Raw genomic sequence first — 15,618 nt, 5'->3', positions numbered from 1 at the left:
GGCGTCAGAGCGAGTCGGCCTGCCCGTCGGCATCGCCGTGCAGCGAGGCGGTCACGCGCTTCCAGCGCGTGCCGAGCGTGCCGTCGAGTTCGCCGGTGGCGGACTGCACGCGGCAGCCGCCGCGCGCGATGGTGTCGTCGGCGCGCACCTGCCAGCCGGCGGCTTCGATCTCGTTGCCGAGGCTGTTCTTCACCAGTGCCACGTCGTCGGGGTTCAGCAGCAGGCGCGGCTCACCGCGCAGCGCGGGCTCGGTGTTGAGCAGGTCGCGCACCACGGGCAGCACCCATTCGGGCTCGGCCTTCAGCGTGCGGTGCACCACCTGGCGGGCCACGTCGAGCGCGAGCGCAAGCACGGTGTGGGAGAGTTCTTCTTCTGCGCGGCGCAAGGCATCGGGCAGCGACTGGGCCAGCGCGCGCAGGCGTTCGGCATGCACGCTGGCGGCCGCGAGGCCGGTGGCCAGCCCTTCGGTGTGCCCGACCTTGCGGCCTTCGGCAAGCCCGGCGGCGCGGCCCTCGGCCTCGCCGTCGATGCGGGCTTCCCTGCGGATGCGCGCGATGTCGGCAAGGTCGACCCTGGGGGCGGGCGGTGCAGGCGGCGGGCCGTTGCGCTCCGCGCCCTTGCGGCTGGCGGGCGCCTTGCCGTCGATGGTGCCCATCTCCCAGCGCTCCCAGGCCGAGAGTGAAGGAGAGGGTGCAGGCTTCGGTCCGGCCGCTGCATGGCGCGCGGCGGCGTGGATGGCGGCAAGCCGTTCGCGCGACTCGCCGAAGGCGCCGTTGGTGTCAGACGAAGTCATCGGTACCAGGCGCCGCGATCACGATTTCGCCAGCCTCCGCCAGACGGCGGGCGACTTGCAGGATGGCCTTCTGCTCGGTCTCGACCTGCGACACGCGCACGGGGCCGCGCAGCTCCATGTCTTCGCGCAGCGTCTCGGCGGCGCGCTGCGACATGTTGTTGAGGAACTTGTCGCGCAGCTCCATCGGCGCGCCCTTGAGCGCGATGATGAGCGAGTCGGACTCGATGTCCTTGAGCAGGCGCTGGATGCTGCGGTCTTCGAGGCCCAGCAGGTTCTCGAACACGAACATCTCGTCGACGATGCGCTGGGCCAGCGCCTCGTCCTGTTCGCGCACATGGGCGATGGCTTCTTCTTCCACACCGGTGCTCATCAGGTTGACGATCTCGGCCGCGGTGCGCACGCCGCCCAGGCGGCTGCGGCGCACGCCCTGACCCGCGAGCATCTCGGTGAGCACGTCGGTCAGCTCGTTCAGTGCCGATGGCTGCACGCCGCCGAAGGTGGCCACGCGCATGATCACGTCGTGGCGCAGCCGCGCCGGCAGCTTCTCCAGCACTTCCGATGCCTTCATGCGGTCCAGGTGCACGAGCAGCGTTGCAAGGATCTGCGGATGCTCGTCGCGGATGAGTTCGGCCACTTCGCCGGCCTCGAGTTCGTTGAGCCGCTCGATGCCGCCGTGCGGCTCGTCGGGCTGCAGGATGTCCTCGAGCAGGTTGCTGGCGCGGTCGTCGCCCAGCGCCTTCTTCAGCACGGCGCGGATGTAGCTGGTCGAGCCCAGGTGCAGGGCCGACAGCTGCTCGGTCTCGTGGCGGAATTCGGAGAGCACGGCGGCCAGCTCGTCCTTGGAGACGGAGCTGAGCTTCGACATCGCAAGGCCCAGCGCCTGCACCTCGGAGGTGGGCAGCTGGTGCAGCGCGGCGGCGGCGCGGTCTTCGCCCAGCGCCATCAGAAGAATGGCGCTCTTGCGGGTTCCCATTTCGCTATTCATCGTTGTGCATCCAGTGCTGGATCAGGGTGGCCACCAGCTTCGGATCCTTGTCGGCGGCCTGGTGGGCGTATTCCATGTCGGCCTTGCGGCGGTTGGCCTCGCGCTCGCGCAGGCTTTCGTCGGGGGAGGGCGCGTTCGGGTCCGGCTCCGCGGCAGGCGCGAAGGCGGGGCCGGAGGACGCCGCGGGTGCAGGCGCGGGAGCCAGGTGCCGGCGCATCAGCGGACGCAGCACGGCGAACCAGGCGAAGAGCGCGAGCAGCCCGTACAGCAGGTACTGGCCCAGCGTCTTGCCGAGCTCGATGTTCTCGCGGTCGCGCCAGAACGGCACCTCGGGCGCGGGGGCACTGTCGGCGTCGCGGGCGAAGGCGCTGTTCACCACGTTGAGCGAGTCGCCGCGATCCTGGCTGAAGCCCATGGCTTCCTTCGCGAGGTTGCGGATCTGCTCCAGCTCGGCCGGAGTCAGCGCACGGTTGCTGCTCTTGCCGCTCGCGTCCACCGCATCGCGGTTGTTCACCACCACGGCGACCGACAGGCGCTTCACGCCACCGGCGGCCTGCTGCACGTGGCGGATGGTGCGGTCGAGCTCGTAGTTGGTGGTGGTGTCCTTGCGCGTGCTGCTCGGGCCGGTGGGGGCGGTGCTGGCCGTGGAGCCTGCCACGCCCGGTGCACCCGGAGCGCCGGGTGTTCCTGGCGCGGGCGGCGTGCCCGGTGCGTTCGGTGCACGCGGGCCGGTGATGGGCGCGGTCGGGTTCACCGGCGGCTGGTTCGACAGCGCGCCCGGCACGCCGCCGGGTTGCCCGCCGCCGTGCTGCGCCGATTCGCTGCTCTGCTGGCTGCGGATGGCGACCTGCGTCGGGTCCTGGTTGGGCTTGTATTTCTCGTCGGTGTGCTCGACCACCGAGAAGTCGATGTCGGCCGCCACCTGCGCGCGCACATTGTTCGCGCCCACGATGGGCTGCAGGATCGCCTCGATGCGGCGGATGTAGCCCTGCTCGATCTCCTGCGCGTACTTGAGCTGGCTCACGTCCAGCCCGCGGTCGCCGCCGCGCGCCGAGGACAGCAGGTTGCCGCGCTGGTCGACCACGGTCACGCTCTTGGCGTCGAGGTCGGGCACGCTGCTGGACACCATGTGCACGATGGCGCTGACCTGGCCTTCGTCGATGCTGCGCCCGCGTGCGAGCGCGAGCACCACCGAGGCCGATGGCTTCTTCTGGTCGCGCACGAAGAGCGAGGGCTTGGGCAGTGCCAGGTGCACGCGGGCCGACTCGATGGCGCCGATGGATTCGATGGAGCGCGCCAGCTCGCCTTCGAGCCCGCGCTGGTAGTTGACCTGCTCGGCGAACTGGCTGGTGCCGAACTTCTGGTTGTCCATCAGTTCGAAGCCGACGCCGCCGGCCTTGGGCAGGCCCTGCGCCGCGAGCTTCAGGCGCGTCTCGGCCACCTTGTCGCCCGCGATCAGGATCGCGCCGCCGCCGTCGGCGAACTTGTAGGGCACGTTCATCTGCTGCAGCGACGCGATGATCGCGCCGCCGTCGCGGTCCGACACGTTGGTGTAGAGCACCTTGTAGTCGGGCCCGCGGCTCCAGAGCATGAACGCGGCCGCGGCGGCCACCAGGGCCGCGCCTCCGATGATCAGCGGCAGCCGGGGCTGCGCGCGCATGCGGTCCAGTAGCGCAGGCTGGCCGTTGCCGGCCGCAGGCAAAGCACCCGCGGGCGCCGCCGTGCTCATGGGTGCACCTTCGTCGTGGCGGTTGCCGTTGCCATGGTGGGAGTGGAGATTCGGTGTAGAGATTTCATTCCGGATGGCCCGTGATGTCGTCCGCGGCCTGTTCGTTTCGCCGACGATTGTCAACAGTCACCCGGAATTCGAATGCCCGAACAGCCGGGGTTTTTGCCCTCAGTTGCGCGCTTGAATCGGGGTCTTCCCTTGATACGCTGCAAGCAGGCAGGAGGGCTTTTGCCCCTCCATGTCAAGTCACGCAGAAGTGTTCAAACAAAGGAAGAGGGATCTCCCATGTCGATCAGTGCCATCGAATCCGTACTGCAGCAGATGCGCGCCACCGCGCTGCACACGGGCATTGCGCCCGCGGCCGCTGCCGGTACGCCGGTCGAAGCCGGCGGTTTCGCAGCCGAGCTCCAGCGCTCGCTTTCCAACATCAGCGGCGCGCAGCAACAGGCCTATGCGCAGGCCGAGTCGTTCGAACTGGGCAAGCCCGGTGTCGCGCTCAATGACGTGATGGTCGACCTGCAGAAGGCCAACGTCGCGTTCCAGACCGGGCTGCAGGTGCGCAACCGCCTGGTGACCGCCTATCAGGAAGTGATGAACCTGCAGGCCTGAGGGTGCGGGTTGGTGGCATGGGCAGCCTGTGCAACTTTTTTGTACGTTGCCCTAAAGGTTCGTGAGACCCCGCCGATAACCAAGTCAACGATGGCTTGAGTCTCACAGTGGAAGCGGGTCCAGCGTTACGGCCGAAGGCCGGAGTCCACAACCTTTTTTCATCAATCAGGAGTCGAACATGGCGCAAGTCATCAACACGAACAGCCTCTCTCTCATCACGCAGAACAATCTCAACAAGTCGCAGTCGGCGTTGAACAGCGCCATCGAGCGCCTGTCTTCGGGCATGCGCATCAACAGCGCCAAGGATGACGCTGCCGGCCAAGCCATTGCCAACCGCTTCACGGCCAACATCAAGGGCCTGACGCAAGCAACGCGCAACGCCAACGACGGCATCTCGATCGCCCAGACGACCGAAGGCGCGCTGACCGAAGTCAACAACAACCTGCAACGCATCCGCGAACTGTCGGTGCAAGCCGCCACGGGCACGAACTCGGCAAGCGACCTGGACTCGATCCAGTCGGAAATCGGCCAGCGCCTGGACGAAATCAACCGCGTCTCGGAACAGACCCAGTTCAACGGCGTGAAGGTCCTGTCGGCTGACGCCGGCAAGCTGACCGTTCAAGTCGGCGCGAACGATGGCGAAACCATCGACATCGACCTGCAAGAAATCAGCGCCAAGACCCTCGGTCTGGACGGCTTCAACGTCAACAACACCGGCTCGAAGAACAAGACCGCCACGGCTTCCGACCTGCTGGTCGCCGGCTTCACCGCGGGTGCCACCACGAACGGCATCACGGCCTACAGCCGCACGCTGACCACGGCCGCCAACGGCGCCACGGCCAACGACGTGCTGGCCAAGATGCAGGACGGCGGCACGGTCACCATGACCGGCGGCGCAACCTACACCTACAGCGCAGCGACCAAGAGCTACACCGCCACGGAAGCTACCCGCAGCCAGGCCAACACGCTCGCTTCGCTGACCCCGCCGGCCGGCACCAGCGTGACCGCCACGGTCAAGCTCGGCAACCGTTCGATGGACGTCAAGATCGACAGCAACGGTGCAATGACCGACGCTGCCGACGGCTCGGCCCTGTATCTCGACGCGTCGAAGAACCTGACCAAGACGGGCGCTGGCGCGACTTCCGCCGCCACGCTGTCGGCAGTGCTCGAGCAAGCCACCGGCATGTCCGCCACTGGCGACTCGATCACCATCGGCGCAACCGGCGCTTCGTACACGGTGGTGACGGCAGCTGCCGGCGCCAGCACCTTCGCGGTTGCCGGCGAGCGCGCCACGGCCGACCAGGTCGCAGCCAAGATCAACGCTGGCGCAGGTTCCATCGACATCGACGGCGCTGGCGCTACCGCGGCCTACGCAGTGGCAGCAGCCGGCGGTGCCGTGACCGGTGCCTACATGGGCGTGAGCGGCCTGACGACGACCGCCGCCGAATCGATCAACCTGAACGCCAACGGCGTGGCGACCGATTCGCAAGGCAGCACCGTGTATGCCGATTCCACCAAGCCCGGCAAGGTGACGACCAACGCAGTGAGCGATGCCAAGTCGACGGTCGACCCGCTGAAGGCACTGGACGCCGCCCTGTCGAAGGTCGACAAGCTGCGCAGCTCGCTGGGTGCGGTGCAGAACCGTTTCGACTCGGTGATCGCCAACCTCGGCACCACGGTGACGAACCTGTCCTCGTCGCGTTCGCGCATCGAAGACGCTGACTACGCCGTTGAAGTGTCGAACATGACGCGCGCCCAGATCCTGCAACAGGCAGGTACCTCGGTGCTGTCGCAAGCCAACCAGACCACGCAAGGCGTGCTGTCGCTCCTGCGTTGATCGACAAGGTCTAGTTAGTCAGAAGCAAAGGAATGCCGGGCCCCTCCCGCAAGGGTGGAGTCCGGCTGGCGCAGGTCCCCGGAGCAAGCCGGGACCACTTGCGCTGCCCTCTGCGGCCATGCCCCAAGGGTGAGGCCCCAGAGGACAGCGAACCAGCAAGACAAGGTGGAAATGATGTTGAACCCCGTGCCGGCTACCCCCGTGATGGAGAACCAGTGGACGCAGCTGCTCGTCGGCGGCGCCGCGGCCGTGCGGGGCCTGGTGGCCGGTGCGAAGGGCGACGCTGCGGCCGACGCGAAGGACGACGCCACGCCGGTGCAGGTCGAGCAGGCGGTGCACCAGGTGAACGAAGCCTTCGCGCTGCGCGAGGTCGGCCTGCAGTTCGAGGTCGACAAGGACACAGACAAAGTCATCGTCAAGGTGGTGGACCGCGCCAGCGGCGAGGTCATCCGCCAGATTCCCAATGAAGACGTCGTGCGCATCGCGAAGCTGATGAGCGACGGCAACGGCTTGCTGGTGGACCACGCGGCCTGAGGCCGAACCAGATTCTTCATTCGTAGCAGAACACCCAATTCAGGAAAGCTTTCACATGGCAACCATCAGCAGCCTCGGCGTCGGCGCCAATCTCGACCTTGCCAGCTTGCTCACGCAACTCCAGACCGCCGAGAGCCAGCCCCTGGTGGCACTGCAGGCGAAGGCCAAGAGCTACACGAGCAAGCTGTCCGCCTACGGCACGATCCAGAGCGCGCTCAGCACACTGCAGACGGCCGCCAAGAAGCTGGGCGACCCGACGCTGTTCCAGAGCGTGACCGGCACGCCGACCGTCAGCGGCATCCTGTCGGCATCCGCCACGGACGTGAGCGCCGCCGGCAACTACACCATCGACGTGTCGCAGCTCGCGCAGGCGCAGACCGTCATCACCGCGGGCCAGGTCGACACCAAGACCGCGATCGGCAACGGCAAGATCACCATCGACTTCGGCGCGATCACGGGCGGCACGCTCAACGCCACGACCGGCCAGTACACCGGCGCCACGTTCACCGCGGATGCGAGCCAGACCGCGAAGTCGATCACCATCGACCCGACCAACAACACGCTGGAAGGCATCCGCAACGCGATCAACGGCGCCAATGCGGGCGTGACGGCCACCATCGTGAACGACGGCAGCGGCTCGCCCAACCGGCTGGTGCTGACCTCCACGCAGACCGGTGAGAAATCGAGCATGCGCATCTCTGTCGACGGCGATGCGACGCTGCAGAACCTGCTGAACAACGACCCGGCCGGCACGCAGAACCTGAAGCAGACGGCAGCGGCGCAGAACGCCAAGCTGAACGTCAACGGCATCGACGTCACCAGCGCGAGCAACACCGTGAAGGAAGCCATTCAGGGCGCCACGCTGACGCTGGTGAACACCGGCAAGACCGGCCTGTCGATGAAGGAAAACACGGCCGGCGTGAAGACGGCGATCAACGATTTCGTGAAGGCCTACAACAGCCTCCAGAGCACCGCCGCGTCGCTGACCACGTACGACGCCGACACCAACACCGCTGCCGCGCTGGTGGGCGACAGCACGCTGCGCAACCTGCAGACGCGCATCCGCCAGGCGCTCACCACGCCGCAGGCCGGCGGCACCAACGACATGAAGGTGCTCACCGAGATCGGCGTGGCCTTCCAGAAGGACGGCACGCTGGCCGTGGATTCCGACAAGCTCGACAAGGCCCTCGCCAACAACCTGAAGGGTGTGGCGAACCTCTTCTCGAGCGCCACCGGCAGCACGGCCGGCTACGGCAAGCAGATCGATGCTCTGGTGACCGACCTCAACACCGGCGCCCTGAAGGTGGCCAGCGACGGCGTGACCTCCACCATCAAGCAGCTCGACGACCAGTACGACGCGATGCAGCTGCGCGTGGACGCCACGGTCGACCGCTATCGCAAGCAGTTCAACCAGCTCGACGTGCTGATAAACAGCATGAACAACACGAAGTCCTATCTCACGCAGCAGTTCGAAGCGATGTCGAACAGCAGCAAGTAAGCAAGCGGGGCACCAGCCGATGTACACCTCCCACAACATGCGCACCGGCGCCGGCGCTTATGCGCGCGTCGGTGTGGAAACGAGCGCGATGAGCGCGTCGCCGCACCAGCTCATCGTGATGCTCTTCGATGGCGCGAAGACCGCCATCGGCATGGCCCGCCACCACATGGCGGCCGGCGATATCGAAGCCAAGGGCAACGCGATCTCCAAGGCCATCGGCATCGTCGACAACGGCCTGAAGGCCGCGCTCGACGCCCAGGCCGCCGGCGATGCCGGTGCCGAACTCGTGCGCAACCTGTCGGCGCTGTACGACTACATCGTGCAGCGGCTGTTCCGCGCCAACCTGCACAACGACGTGCAGGCCCTGGACGAGGCTGACCGGCTGCTCGAGAACGTCGCTTCCGCCTGGCGGGAGATCGACGACCGGGCTCGCAGCTGAAATGCAACCGCAAAAATGAGACAGGACAACATGGCATTCCGGAGTGAGGTCGTTCATTGCTACGAGGAGCTGGCAACCAGCATTGCATCGATGCTGGTGCTGGCACGCGCCAAGGAATGGGGCCGGCTCCCCGCGCTCGAAGAGCGTTGCGCGGCCATGGTCGAGCGATTGCGCGCCATTGAACCGTTCGAGACGCTGGATTCGATGCAGGTCGAGCATGTGCTCGATTTGCTCGAACGCATCCGCTCGGACCAGGCCGAGGTGTCGGGCCTCATCAAGCCGCAGATCGAGGACCTGATCGGCCGCATGGGGTATCTCACCCAGCAGAAGAACCTCGGCAGAGCCTACGGGCCACCGCACTGAGCGCGGCCCGAAGAAACGCCGAAGAAGCCGCACCATGACTGCACTCGCCGGACTACTCGATGCGCTGCTGGCCGCAAGGCTGGCGCCGCGGCTCGACGTGCTGGGCATCAAGGCCGAGGCCGTCATCGGCGCGCCGGGGCCGGCCGTGCCTGTCGGCAAGGTCGACAACGACGTGCGGCTGCCTTCCAATGCCGCGCTCGACCGGCAACTGCCGGGCGCGATGGCCGGCGGCACGGCACATGCAGGCGCGGGTGCGACGCCGTCGGTGGCCATGCGGCTGTCGGTGGCGGCGCGCGTCATCGGCGCGGTGCTGGCCGACCTGCAGGCGCAGCCGGGGCCGGTGCGCGGCGCGGCGCCGCTGCTGTCGTCGCGCGGGCAGCCTGCGAGCGCTGCGGCGTTGGCCGGCGCGCTGGCGCAGACGGTGTCGGACAGCGGCCTCTTCTATGAATCGCACCTGGCGGAGTTCGCGGCCGGCAGCCGCACGCTCGCGCAGATGGCGCAGGAGCCGCAGGCGCGCTGGTCGACGCCGGTGGCTGCGAGGCCCGATGTGGCGGCATTGGCTGCAGCCGTGGCTGCGGTTGCGCAGGCGCCGGCCTCCGCGACCTCCGTGGGGGTGTCCGGTGTGTCGCCGGCGCTCTTGGTGCAAGCCATGGTGGTATCGGTACCACAGGGCGATGCATTCCGCACTGTTGAGAATGCGCCCGTGCCGCAGGCGCCCGCTACCGATGCGCAGCCACAGGAAGCCGCACGCTCCGCACAAGACCCCGAACAGGCTCCCGGGCAAGCCGTATCGAACGATGCCGCGCGCGTGCAGGCGGCCTATCGCCAACCCGAGAGCGCGCAGGTCGGCGGCATGCTCGATTCGATGCCCGCGCATCGTGCCGGCGATTCCGCACGCCAGGCCGACGGCGCTGCTGCCGTATCGGCATCGCGCGGCGCCGAAGTGATTCATCCACAGGCCGTCACGATCGTGCACCAGCAGCTCGACCTGCTGGCCAGCGCAGTCTTCCGCTGGAGCGGGCAGGCCTGGCCCGATGTGCCGATGAGCTGGTCCATCGAGGAAGAGCAGGCGCAGCAGCGAGATGGCGCCGCGGCGGAAGAAGAGGGCACGCGCCGCTGGTCGACCACGGTGTCGCTGGCGCTGCCGCGGCTCGGCGAAGTCGATCTGCGCCTGAGCCTCGAAGGCCCCGCCGTGCAGGCGCATCTCTTTGCGCGCGAGACCGCCACCATGGCGCGCCTGCGCGGCGACACGGGCCGGCTCGCGAAGCGCTTCGACGCGGCGGGCCTGCGGCTGCAGCAGGTGCAGGTCATGGCGAAGGCGGCGGCATGAACGAAGTGCTCGACAACCGCAACAGCGCCGTCGCGCTTTCGTATGCGGACAAGACACGGGCCCCGGTTGTCGTGGCCAAGGGCTATGGCGTGGTGGCCGAATCGATCATGCGCGAGGCGCGCGAGAACGGGCTTTACGTGCACTCGTCGGCCGACCTCGTGAAGCTGCTGATGCAGGTCGACCTCGATCAGCAGATACCGCCGCAGCTGTACCTCGCGGTGGCCGAGGTCATGGCGTGGATCTACGGCCTCGAAGGTCGCGCAGGCGACTAATTGAACAACGAATCAATGGCAAATCATGAATACGGATATTCATGCAAGAGATTTATCAGTGAATCAAAACAAGGCCATAGTATTTATTAATTCAATGCCTCTGATGAATAAATTCCTGCCCAAAAACTCGCGATTGGAACAACTTGTTACGTGATTGTGTAACGCTTATGACCCTAACTCTCCATGGGGACAAGTGGCGTTTCTGTCAGACGACTCCTACCTTTTTTGGTCTCCTGTCATACAAAACACTTCAACATGTAAAACTTTGTGTATATAATGTATACACGATTGATAGGAGCACGAAGTGAGCTTTGAATCGGAAATGGGATCAGACGTGGAAAATTGCAACATCACCGCAAACGGCGTGATTTCGAGAGAAATCGGCGAGATAAATCTGGCCTATATGCTGCTGGCGCAGAAGCTGGTCAAGCAGGATCGGGCCGAGGCCATGTTCCGCCTGGGGGTGGGGCGCGAGCTTGCCGATCTGCTGGCGAACATGTCGCTCAGCCAGATCGTGAAGCTGGCTGCTTCCAACTTCCTGCTGTGCAGCTTCCGCCTGGACGACCGACCGATGTTCGCGGTGGTCGGCGAGGGCAAGGAGCCGGCGCTGCAGCAGGCGCATATGTCGATCCTGATGGCTGCGCGACAGGCCCAGGCTCAAGCCCAGGCGCCGATGCGCGGAGCGAGCGCGGCGTGAGCAGCAAGAGCGTTCTGGGCGAGGTCCGGCAGGTCCAGCTCGCGATCGAGCTGATCGGTCTCGGCGCCCGGCTGCAGTTCCTGGAGGCGGCAGTCAAGCTGAGCCGGGAGCGCCTGATACGCCTCTACAAGGAACTCAAGGGCGTTTCTCCGCCCAAGGGCCTGTTGCCGTTCTCTACCGACTGGTACATGACGTGGCTGGCCAACATCCACTCGTCGATGTTCTACAACATCTACCGCTTCATGCTCGACGAAGCCGACGAGAACGAATTGCCCGCGCTCATCAAGGCCTATCGCCTCTACACCGAGCAGGTCGAGTCGCAAGGCGGCGAGGTGGTGCTCGACTTCACCCGCGCCGAGACCATGGTGCGCTTCTTCGACAGCGACATGCTGCAGCTGAGCACCTGCAGCCGCTGCGGCGGCCACTTCGTGGCCCATGCACATGACAACAAGAACGGCTACGTGTGCGTGCTGTGCCGTCCGCCTTCGCGCGCAGGCAAGGCGCGCAAGCCCAAGCTGTCCGAGGTGCGCCGGGGTGGGCTCGTCGCCGTGGCGCCGGTGCTCGACATCGGCGGCGCCGTCTAGGAAAAAAGTGCCCCCGCCTCCGGTGTCCGGAGGCCTGGGGTTTGTTGATTCGACGCCGCAGGGCGATAGGGGAAGCGCGTGCTGGTTCTGGCTGGATATCTCGTGGTGATAGGTGCCGTGTTCGGTGGCTACGGCCTCATGGGCGGGCACTTCGGCGTCCTGTTCCAGCCGGTGGAGTTGCTCATGATCGGCGGCTCCGCACTGGGCGCGTTCATTGCCGGCAACAACGGCAAGACCATCAAGGCCACCATCAAGGAGCTGCCGCTGCTGCTGCGCACCTCCAAGCACAACCGCCAGCTCTACATGGACCTGATGGCGCTGCTGTACGAGCTGCTCGCCAAGGCCCGCAAGGAAGGGATGATGAAGCTGGAGTCCGACGTCGAAGACCCGACCCAGAGCGAGATCTTCATGCGCTACCCGAGCATCATGGCGCACGAGGGCATCACCGTCTTCCTGTGCGACTACCTGCGCCTGGTCATCAGCGGCAACACCGACGCGCACGAGATCGAGGCGCTGATGGACCACGAGATCGAAACCATCCGCCACGAAGCCGCGGTGCCCGGCCACAGCCTCTCGCGCGTGGGCGACGCACTGCCCGCGCTGGGCATCGTCGCGGCCGTGATGGGCGTTGTGCACGCGCTTGGCTCGGCCAACCTGCCGCCTTCGGAGATGGGCGCGCTCATTGCCCACGCGATGGTGGGCACCTTCCTCGGCGTGCTGCTGGCCTACGGCTTCGTGTCGCCGCTGGCCTCGCTGATCGAGCAGAAGGTGGAAGAGGGCATGAAGATCTACCAGTGCGCCAAGGTCACGTTGCTGGCCAACCTCAACGGCTACGCGCCGCAGCTTGCGGTGGAGTTCGGCCGCAAGGTGCTGTTCTCTACCGAGCGCCCGTCTTTCACCGAGCTGGACAACCACGTCCGCGAAGTCAAGGCGCGCTGACGCACACACGGCCATGAGCGACTCGAAGCCCCAGATCATCGTCAAGCGCGTGCACGCGGGCGCGCGCGGCGGCGGCCATGCGGGCGGCGGCTGGAAGATCGCCTATGCCGACTTCATGACCGCCATGATGGCCTTCTTCCTCGTGATGTGGCTGCTCTCCATTTCGAGCCCGAAGCAGCGCGAAGGCATTGCCGAGCACTTCCGCATGCCGCTGCGCGTGGCGCTGGCCGGCGGCGAGAAGTCCAGCCTCAGCACCAGCATGATTCCCGGCGGCGGCGCCGATCCGATGCACGTCGAGGGCGAGGTCAAGCTCACCGAAACGGCCAGCGAGGACGAGGCCGACGCCGCCCGCCTGGCCGAGATGAAGAGGAAGCTCGACCAGCTGATCGAGAAGAGCCCGGTGTTCCAGCAGTTCCGCTCGCAGATCCTGATCGACATCACCACCGAGGGCCTGCGCCTGCAGATCGTCGACACCGAGAACCGCCCGATGTTCGAGCTGGCCAGCGCCCGCGTGGTGCCGCACATGCGCGCCATCCTGCGCGAGCTGGCGCCTGCGCTCAACGGCCTGCCCAACAAGATCACGCTGTCGGGCCACACCGACGCCATCGTCTACACCAACGACCGCTCGTACGGCAACTGGGAGCTCTCGTCCGACCGCGCCAACGCCTCGCGGCGCGAGCTCGTGGCCGGCGGCATGACCGAGGACAAGGTGCTGCGCGTGATCGGCCTGGCCGACAGCATGCACCTGGACAAGGCCGACCCGCGCAACCCGATCAACCGGCGCATCAGCATCATCCTGCTCAACCACCGCACGCAGGAGCGCATCGAGCGCGAGAACAGCAGCGAGCCCGCTGGCACGCGCATCGGCAAGGCGGCCGCGAAGGCGTCGTAACAACAAAACAACAAGAGCTCAAGAGATGGACCTCAGTCAATTCACCCAGGCCTTTTTTGTCGAAGCCGTCGAACTGCTCGCGGAGATGGAGCAGCTGCTGCTGGAGCTCGACGTCGAGGCACCCGACAGCGAACAGCTCAACGCCATCTTCCGCGCGGCGCACTCGATCAAGGGCGGCGCCGCGACTTTCGGTTTCGTCGCCCTGACCAACACCACGCACGTTCTCGAGTCGCTTCTGGACCGCGCCCGCCACGGGCAGCTGCGCCTGAACGGCCGAATGATCGATGCATTCCTGGAAACGAAGGACGCCTTGCAAGAACAACTCACTGCCTACCAGGCCGGCAAGGAGCCGGACCCGGACATGGTCGCGCACATCTGTGGCGTGCTTCAGCAACTCGCGCTGGAAAGCGGCGACGACAGCGCGGTGGCGCAGGTGTCCGCACCGGCGCCTGCTCCTGCTCCAGCGCCAGTGGCTGCGCCTGCAGCGCCGGTCGCATCGTCCGCATCGAGCAGCGGCGCACTGCGCATCCGCTTCGCGCGCCTGTCCGACAGCGAATGCGACCTGCTCGCGGGCGAGCTGGCCAACCTCGGCAAGGTGTTGTCGCGCACGCGCAGCAACGACCAGCTGACCGTGCTGCTGGAAACCACCTGCGCGCCCGACGACATCGTCGCGGTCTGTTGTTTCGTCATCGACGAGTCGCAGATCGACATCACGCATGAAGCCGCTGCTGCTGCCGTAGAGGCTCCGGCCGTGGCCGAAGCCCCGGCACCCGTGGCTGCGCCAGTGCCCGAACCGGCTGTAGTCGCCGAGGCATCGAAGCCGCAGGCAGCGGCATCGGTCGCCGCACCTGCCGCCAAGGAATCGAGCTCCATTCGCGTCGATGTCGAGAAGGTCGACCAGCTCATCAACCTCGTGGGCGAGCTCGTCATCACGCAGTCGATGCTCACGCAGGCCGCGACCATGCTCGACCCGGTGGCCTACGAGCGCTTCCTGAGCGGCCTCGGCCACCTGGAGCGCAATGCGCGCGACCTGCAGGAGTCGGTCATGTCCATCCGCATGATGCCGATGGACTATGTGTTCAGCCGCTTCCCGCGCGTGATCCGCGACGTCAGCGCCAAGCTCGGCAAGCAGGTTCGCCTGGACACCTACGGCAAGGAAACCGAGCTCGACAAGGGCCTCATCGAGCGCATCGTCGACCCGCTCACGCACCTGGTGCGCAACAGCCTCGACCACGGCATCGAAACGCCGGAAGTGCGCCTGGCCAAGGGCAAGGACGCCACCGGCCAGCTGTTGCTGTCGGCGCAGCACCACGGCGGCAACATCGTGATCGAGGTGAGCGACGACGGCGGCGGCCTCAACCGAGAGCGCATCCTGGCCAAGGCCATGCAGCAGGGCATGCCGGTCAGCGAGTCGATGCCCGACGAAGAGGTGTGGCAGCTCATCTTCGCGCCCGGCTTCTCCACAGCCGAACAGGTCACCGACATCTCGGGCCGTGGCGTGGGCATGGACGTGGTCAAGCGCAACATCCAGGAGATGGGCGGCCACGTGGAGATCCACTCGCGCGGCGGGCAGGGCACCACCACCCGCATCGTGCTGCCGCTCACGCTGGCCATCCTCAACGGCATGTCGGTGAAGGTGGGCAGCGAGGCCTACATCCTTCCGCTGAGCTACGTCATCGAGTCGCTGCAGCCGCTGCCGGAGCACCTGCATTCCATTACCGCCGACGGCCACGTGATCCGCGTGCGCGGCGAATACCTGCCGCTGATCGAACTGCACCGCGTGTTCGACGTGTCGGGTGCGCAGACGCATCCCACGCAGGGCATCCTGGTGATCGTGCAGGCCGACGACAGCCGCTTCGCGCTGCTGGTGGACGAACTGCTCGGACAGCACCAGGTGGTGGTGAAGAACCTGGAAACCAACTACCGCAAGGTGCCCGGCATTTCCGCCGCGACCATCCTCGGCGACGGCAGCGTGGCTTTCATCATCGACGTGGGCGCCATGCCGCGCATCCAGCGCGCGCAGGCCGCGAGCACGGCCGCGCTGGCGGGCGCTGCCCGGAGGACTGCCACCGACGCCATCGCGCTTTGATCGCTCTGACACCCCACGGAGACAGCTG

At 66.5% G+C, this 15,618-nt stretch carries 16 protein-coding genes; 13 read left to right on the top strand and 3 right to left on the bottom strand.

The window, feature by feature from the left end:
- Positions 1 to 4: 4 nt before the first annotated feature.
- Genes fliH through fliF form a run of 3 tightly spaced genes read right to left on the bottom strand, consistent with a single transcriptional unit; the run spans position 5 to position 3,507 of the window.
- A complete protein-coding gene (gene fliH / locus BMW87_RS15565; RefSeq protein WP_093077283.1) occupies positions 5 to 793 on the bottom strand; it encodes a flagellar assembly protein FliH in 789 nt (262 codons plus the stop codon).
- A complete protein-coding gene (gene fliG, locus BMW87_RS15560; protein ID WP_093058557.1) occupies positions 780 to 1,778 on the bottom strand; it encodes a flagellar motor switch protein FliG in 999 nt (332 codons plus the stop codon). Before fliG ends, fliH begins: the two co-directional genes overlap by 14 nt.
- Entirely contained in the window at positions 1,771 to 3,507 is a 1,737-nt protein-coding gene (gene fliF / locus BMW87_RS15555) for a flagellar basal-body MS-ring/collar protein FliF (protein WP_093077281.1), read from the bottom strand. Before fliF ends, fliG begins: the two co-directional genes overlap by 8 nt.
- 285 nt (positions 3,508 to 3,792) lie before the next feature.
- Here fliF and fliE point away from each other — a divergent pair, with 285 nt between their 5' ends.
- The 13 genes from fliE (at position 3,793) to cheA (ending at position 15,590) form a co-directional block, all read left to right on the top strand.
- Entirely contained in the window at positions 3,793 to 4,116 is a 324-nt protein-coding gene (gene fliE / locus BMW87_RS15550; RefSeq protein ID WP_093077280.1) for a flagellar hook-basal body complex protein FliE, read from the top strand.
- A gap of 178 nt (positions 4,117 to 4,294) precedes the next feature.
- Positions 4,295 to 5,953, top strand: a complete 1,659-nt coding sequence (locus BMW87_RS15545; protein WP_093058560.1) for a FliC/FljB family flagellin — start codon at positions 4,295 to 4,297, stop codon at positions 5,951 to 5,953.
- A gap of 171 nt (positions 5,954 to 6,124) precedes the next feature.
- The gene (locus BMW87_RS15540) at positions 6,125 to 6,487 is read left to right on the top strand and encodes a flagellar protein FlaG (protein WP_093058561.1); all 363 of its coding nucleotides are present in this window, start codon (positions 6,125 to 6,127) and stop codon (positions 6,485 to 6,487) included.
- 55 nt (positions 6,488 to 6,542) lie between these two features.
- Positions 6,543 to 7,985 carry a flagellar filament capping protein FliD gene (gene fliD / locus BMW87_RS15535; protein WP_093058562.1) on the top strand — a complete coding sequence of 481 codons (1,443 nt, stop codon included), beginning with the start codon at positions 6,543 to 6,545 and terminating at the stop codon, positions 7,983 to 7,985.
- A 19-nt stretch (positions 7,986 to 8,004) separates the two neighbouring features.
- Positions 8,005 to 8,424, top strand: coding sequence for a flagellar export chaperone FliS (fliS, locus tag BMW87_RS15530; RefSeq protein ID WP_093058563.1), 420 nt, complete (start codon positions 8,005 to 8,007; stop codon positions 8,422 to 8,424).
- Positions 8,425 to 8,454: 30 nt separating this feature from the next.
- Positions 8,455 to 8,787, top strand: coding sequence for a flagellar protein FliT (locus BMW87_RS15525; RefSeq protein WP_256216787.1), 333 nt, complete (start codon positions 8,455 to 8,457; stop codon positions 8,785 to 8,787).
- 34 nt (positions 8,788 to 8,821) lie between these two features.
- Entirely contained in the window at positions 8,822 to 10,117 is a 1,296-nt protein-coding gene (locus BMW87_RS15520; protein WP_093077278.1) for a flagellar hook-length control protein FliK, read from the top strand.
- Entirely contained in the window at positions 10,114 to 10,389 is a 276-nt protein-coding gene (locus tag BMW87_RS15515; protein WP_093077277.1) for an EscU/YscU/HrcU family type III secretion system export apparatus switch protein, read from the top strand. Before BMW87_RS15520 ends, BMW87_RS15515 begins: the two co-directional genes overlap by 4 nt.
- A 304-nt stretch (positions 10,390 to 10,693) precedes the next feature.
- The gene (flhD, locus tag BMW87_RS15510) at positions 10,694 to 11,086 is read left to right on the top strand and encodes a flagellar transcriptional regulator FlhD (RefSeq protein ID WP_371127410.1); all 393 of its coding nucleotides are present in this window, start codon (positions 10,694 to 10,696) and stop codon (positions 11,084 to 11,086) included.
- Positions 11,083 to 11,670, top strand: coding sequence for a flagellar transcriptional regulator FlhC (flhC, locus tag BMW87_RS15505; protein ID WP_093058567.1), 588 nt, complete (start codon positions 11,083 to 11,085; stop codon positions 11,668 to 11,670). Before flhD ends, flhC begins: the two co-directional genes overlap by 4 nt.
- 78 nt (positions 11,671 to 11,748) lie before the next feature.
- Entirely contained in the window at positions 11,749 to 12,609 is an 861-nt protein-coding gene (gene motA, locus BMW87_RS15500; protein WP_093058568.1) for a flagellar motor stator protein MotA, read from the top strand.
- A 13-nt stretch (positions 12,610 to 12,622) separates the two neighbouring features.
- Positions 12,623 to 13,501 carry a flagellar motor protein MotB gene (motB, locus tag BMW87_RS15495; protein ID WP_093077275.1) on the top strand — a complete coding sequence of 293 codons (879 nt, stop codon included), beginning with the start codon at positions 12,623 to 12,625 and terminating at the stop codon, positions 13,499 to 13,501.
- Between the two features lie 25 nt (positions 13,502 to 13,526).
- Positions 13,527 to 15,590 (top strand): chemotaxis protein CheA, encoded by a 2,064-nt coding sequence (gene cheA, locus BMW87_RS15490; protein WP_093077274.1) that lies wholly within the window; start codon positions 13,527 to 13,529, stop codon positions 15,588 to 15,590.
- Positions 15,591 to 15,618 lie beyond the last annotated feature (28 nt).

The sequence above is a fragment of the Variovorax sp. OV084 genome (genome assembly GCF_900111625.1).
GTDB lineage: Bacteria > Pseudomonadota > Gammaproteobacteria > Burkholderiales > Burkholderiaceae_C > Variovorax.
The sequence above is the reverse complement of the archived record's forward strand: the minus strand, read 5'-3'. Positions and strand labels throughout refer to the sequence as shown.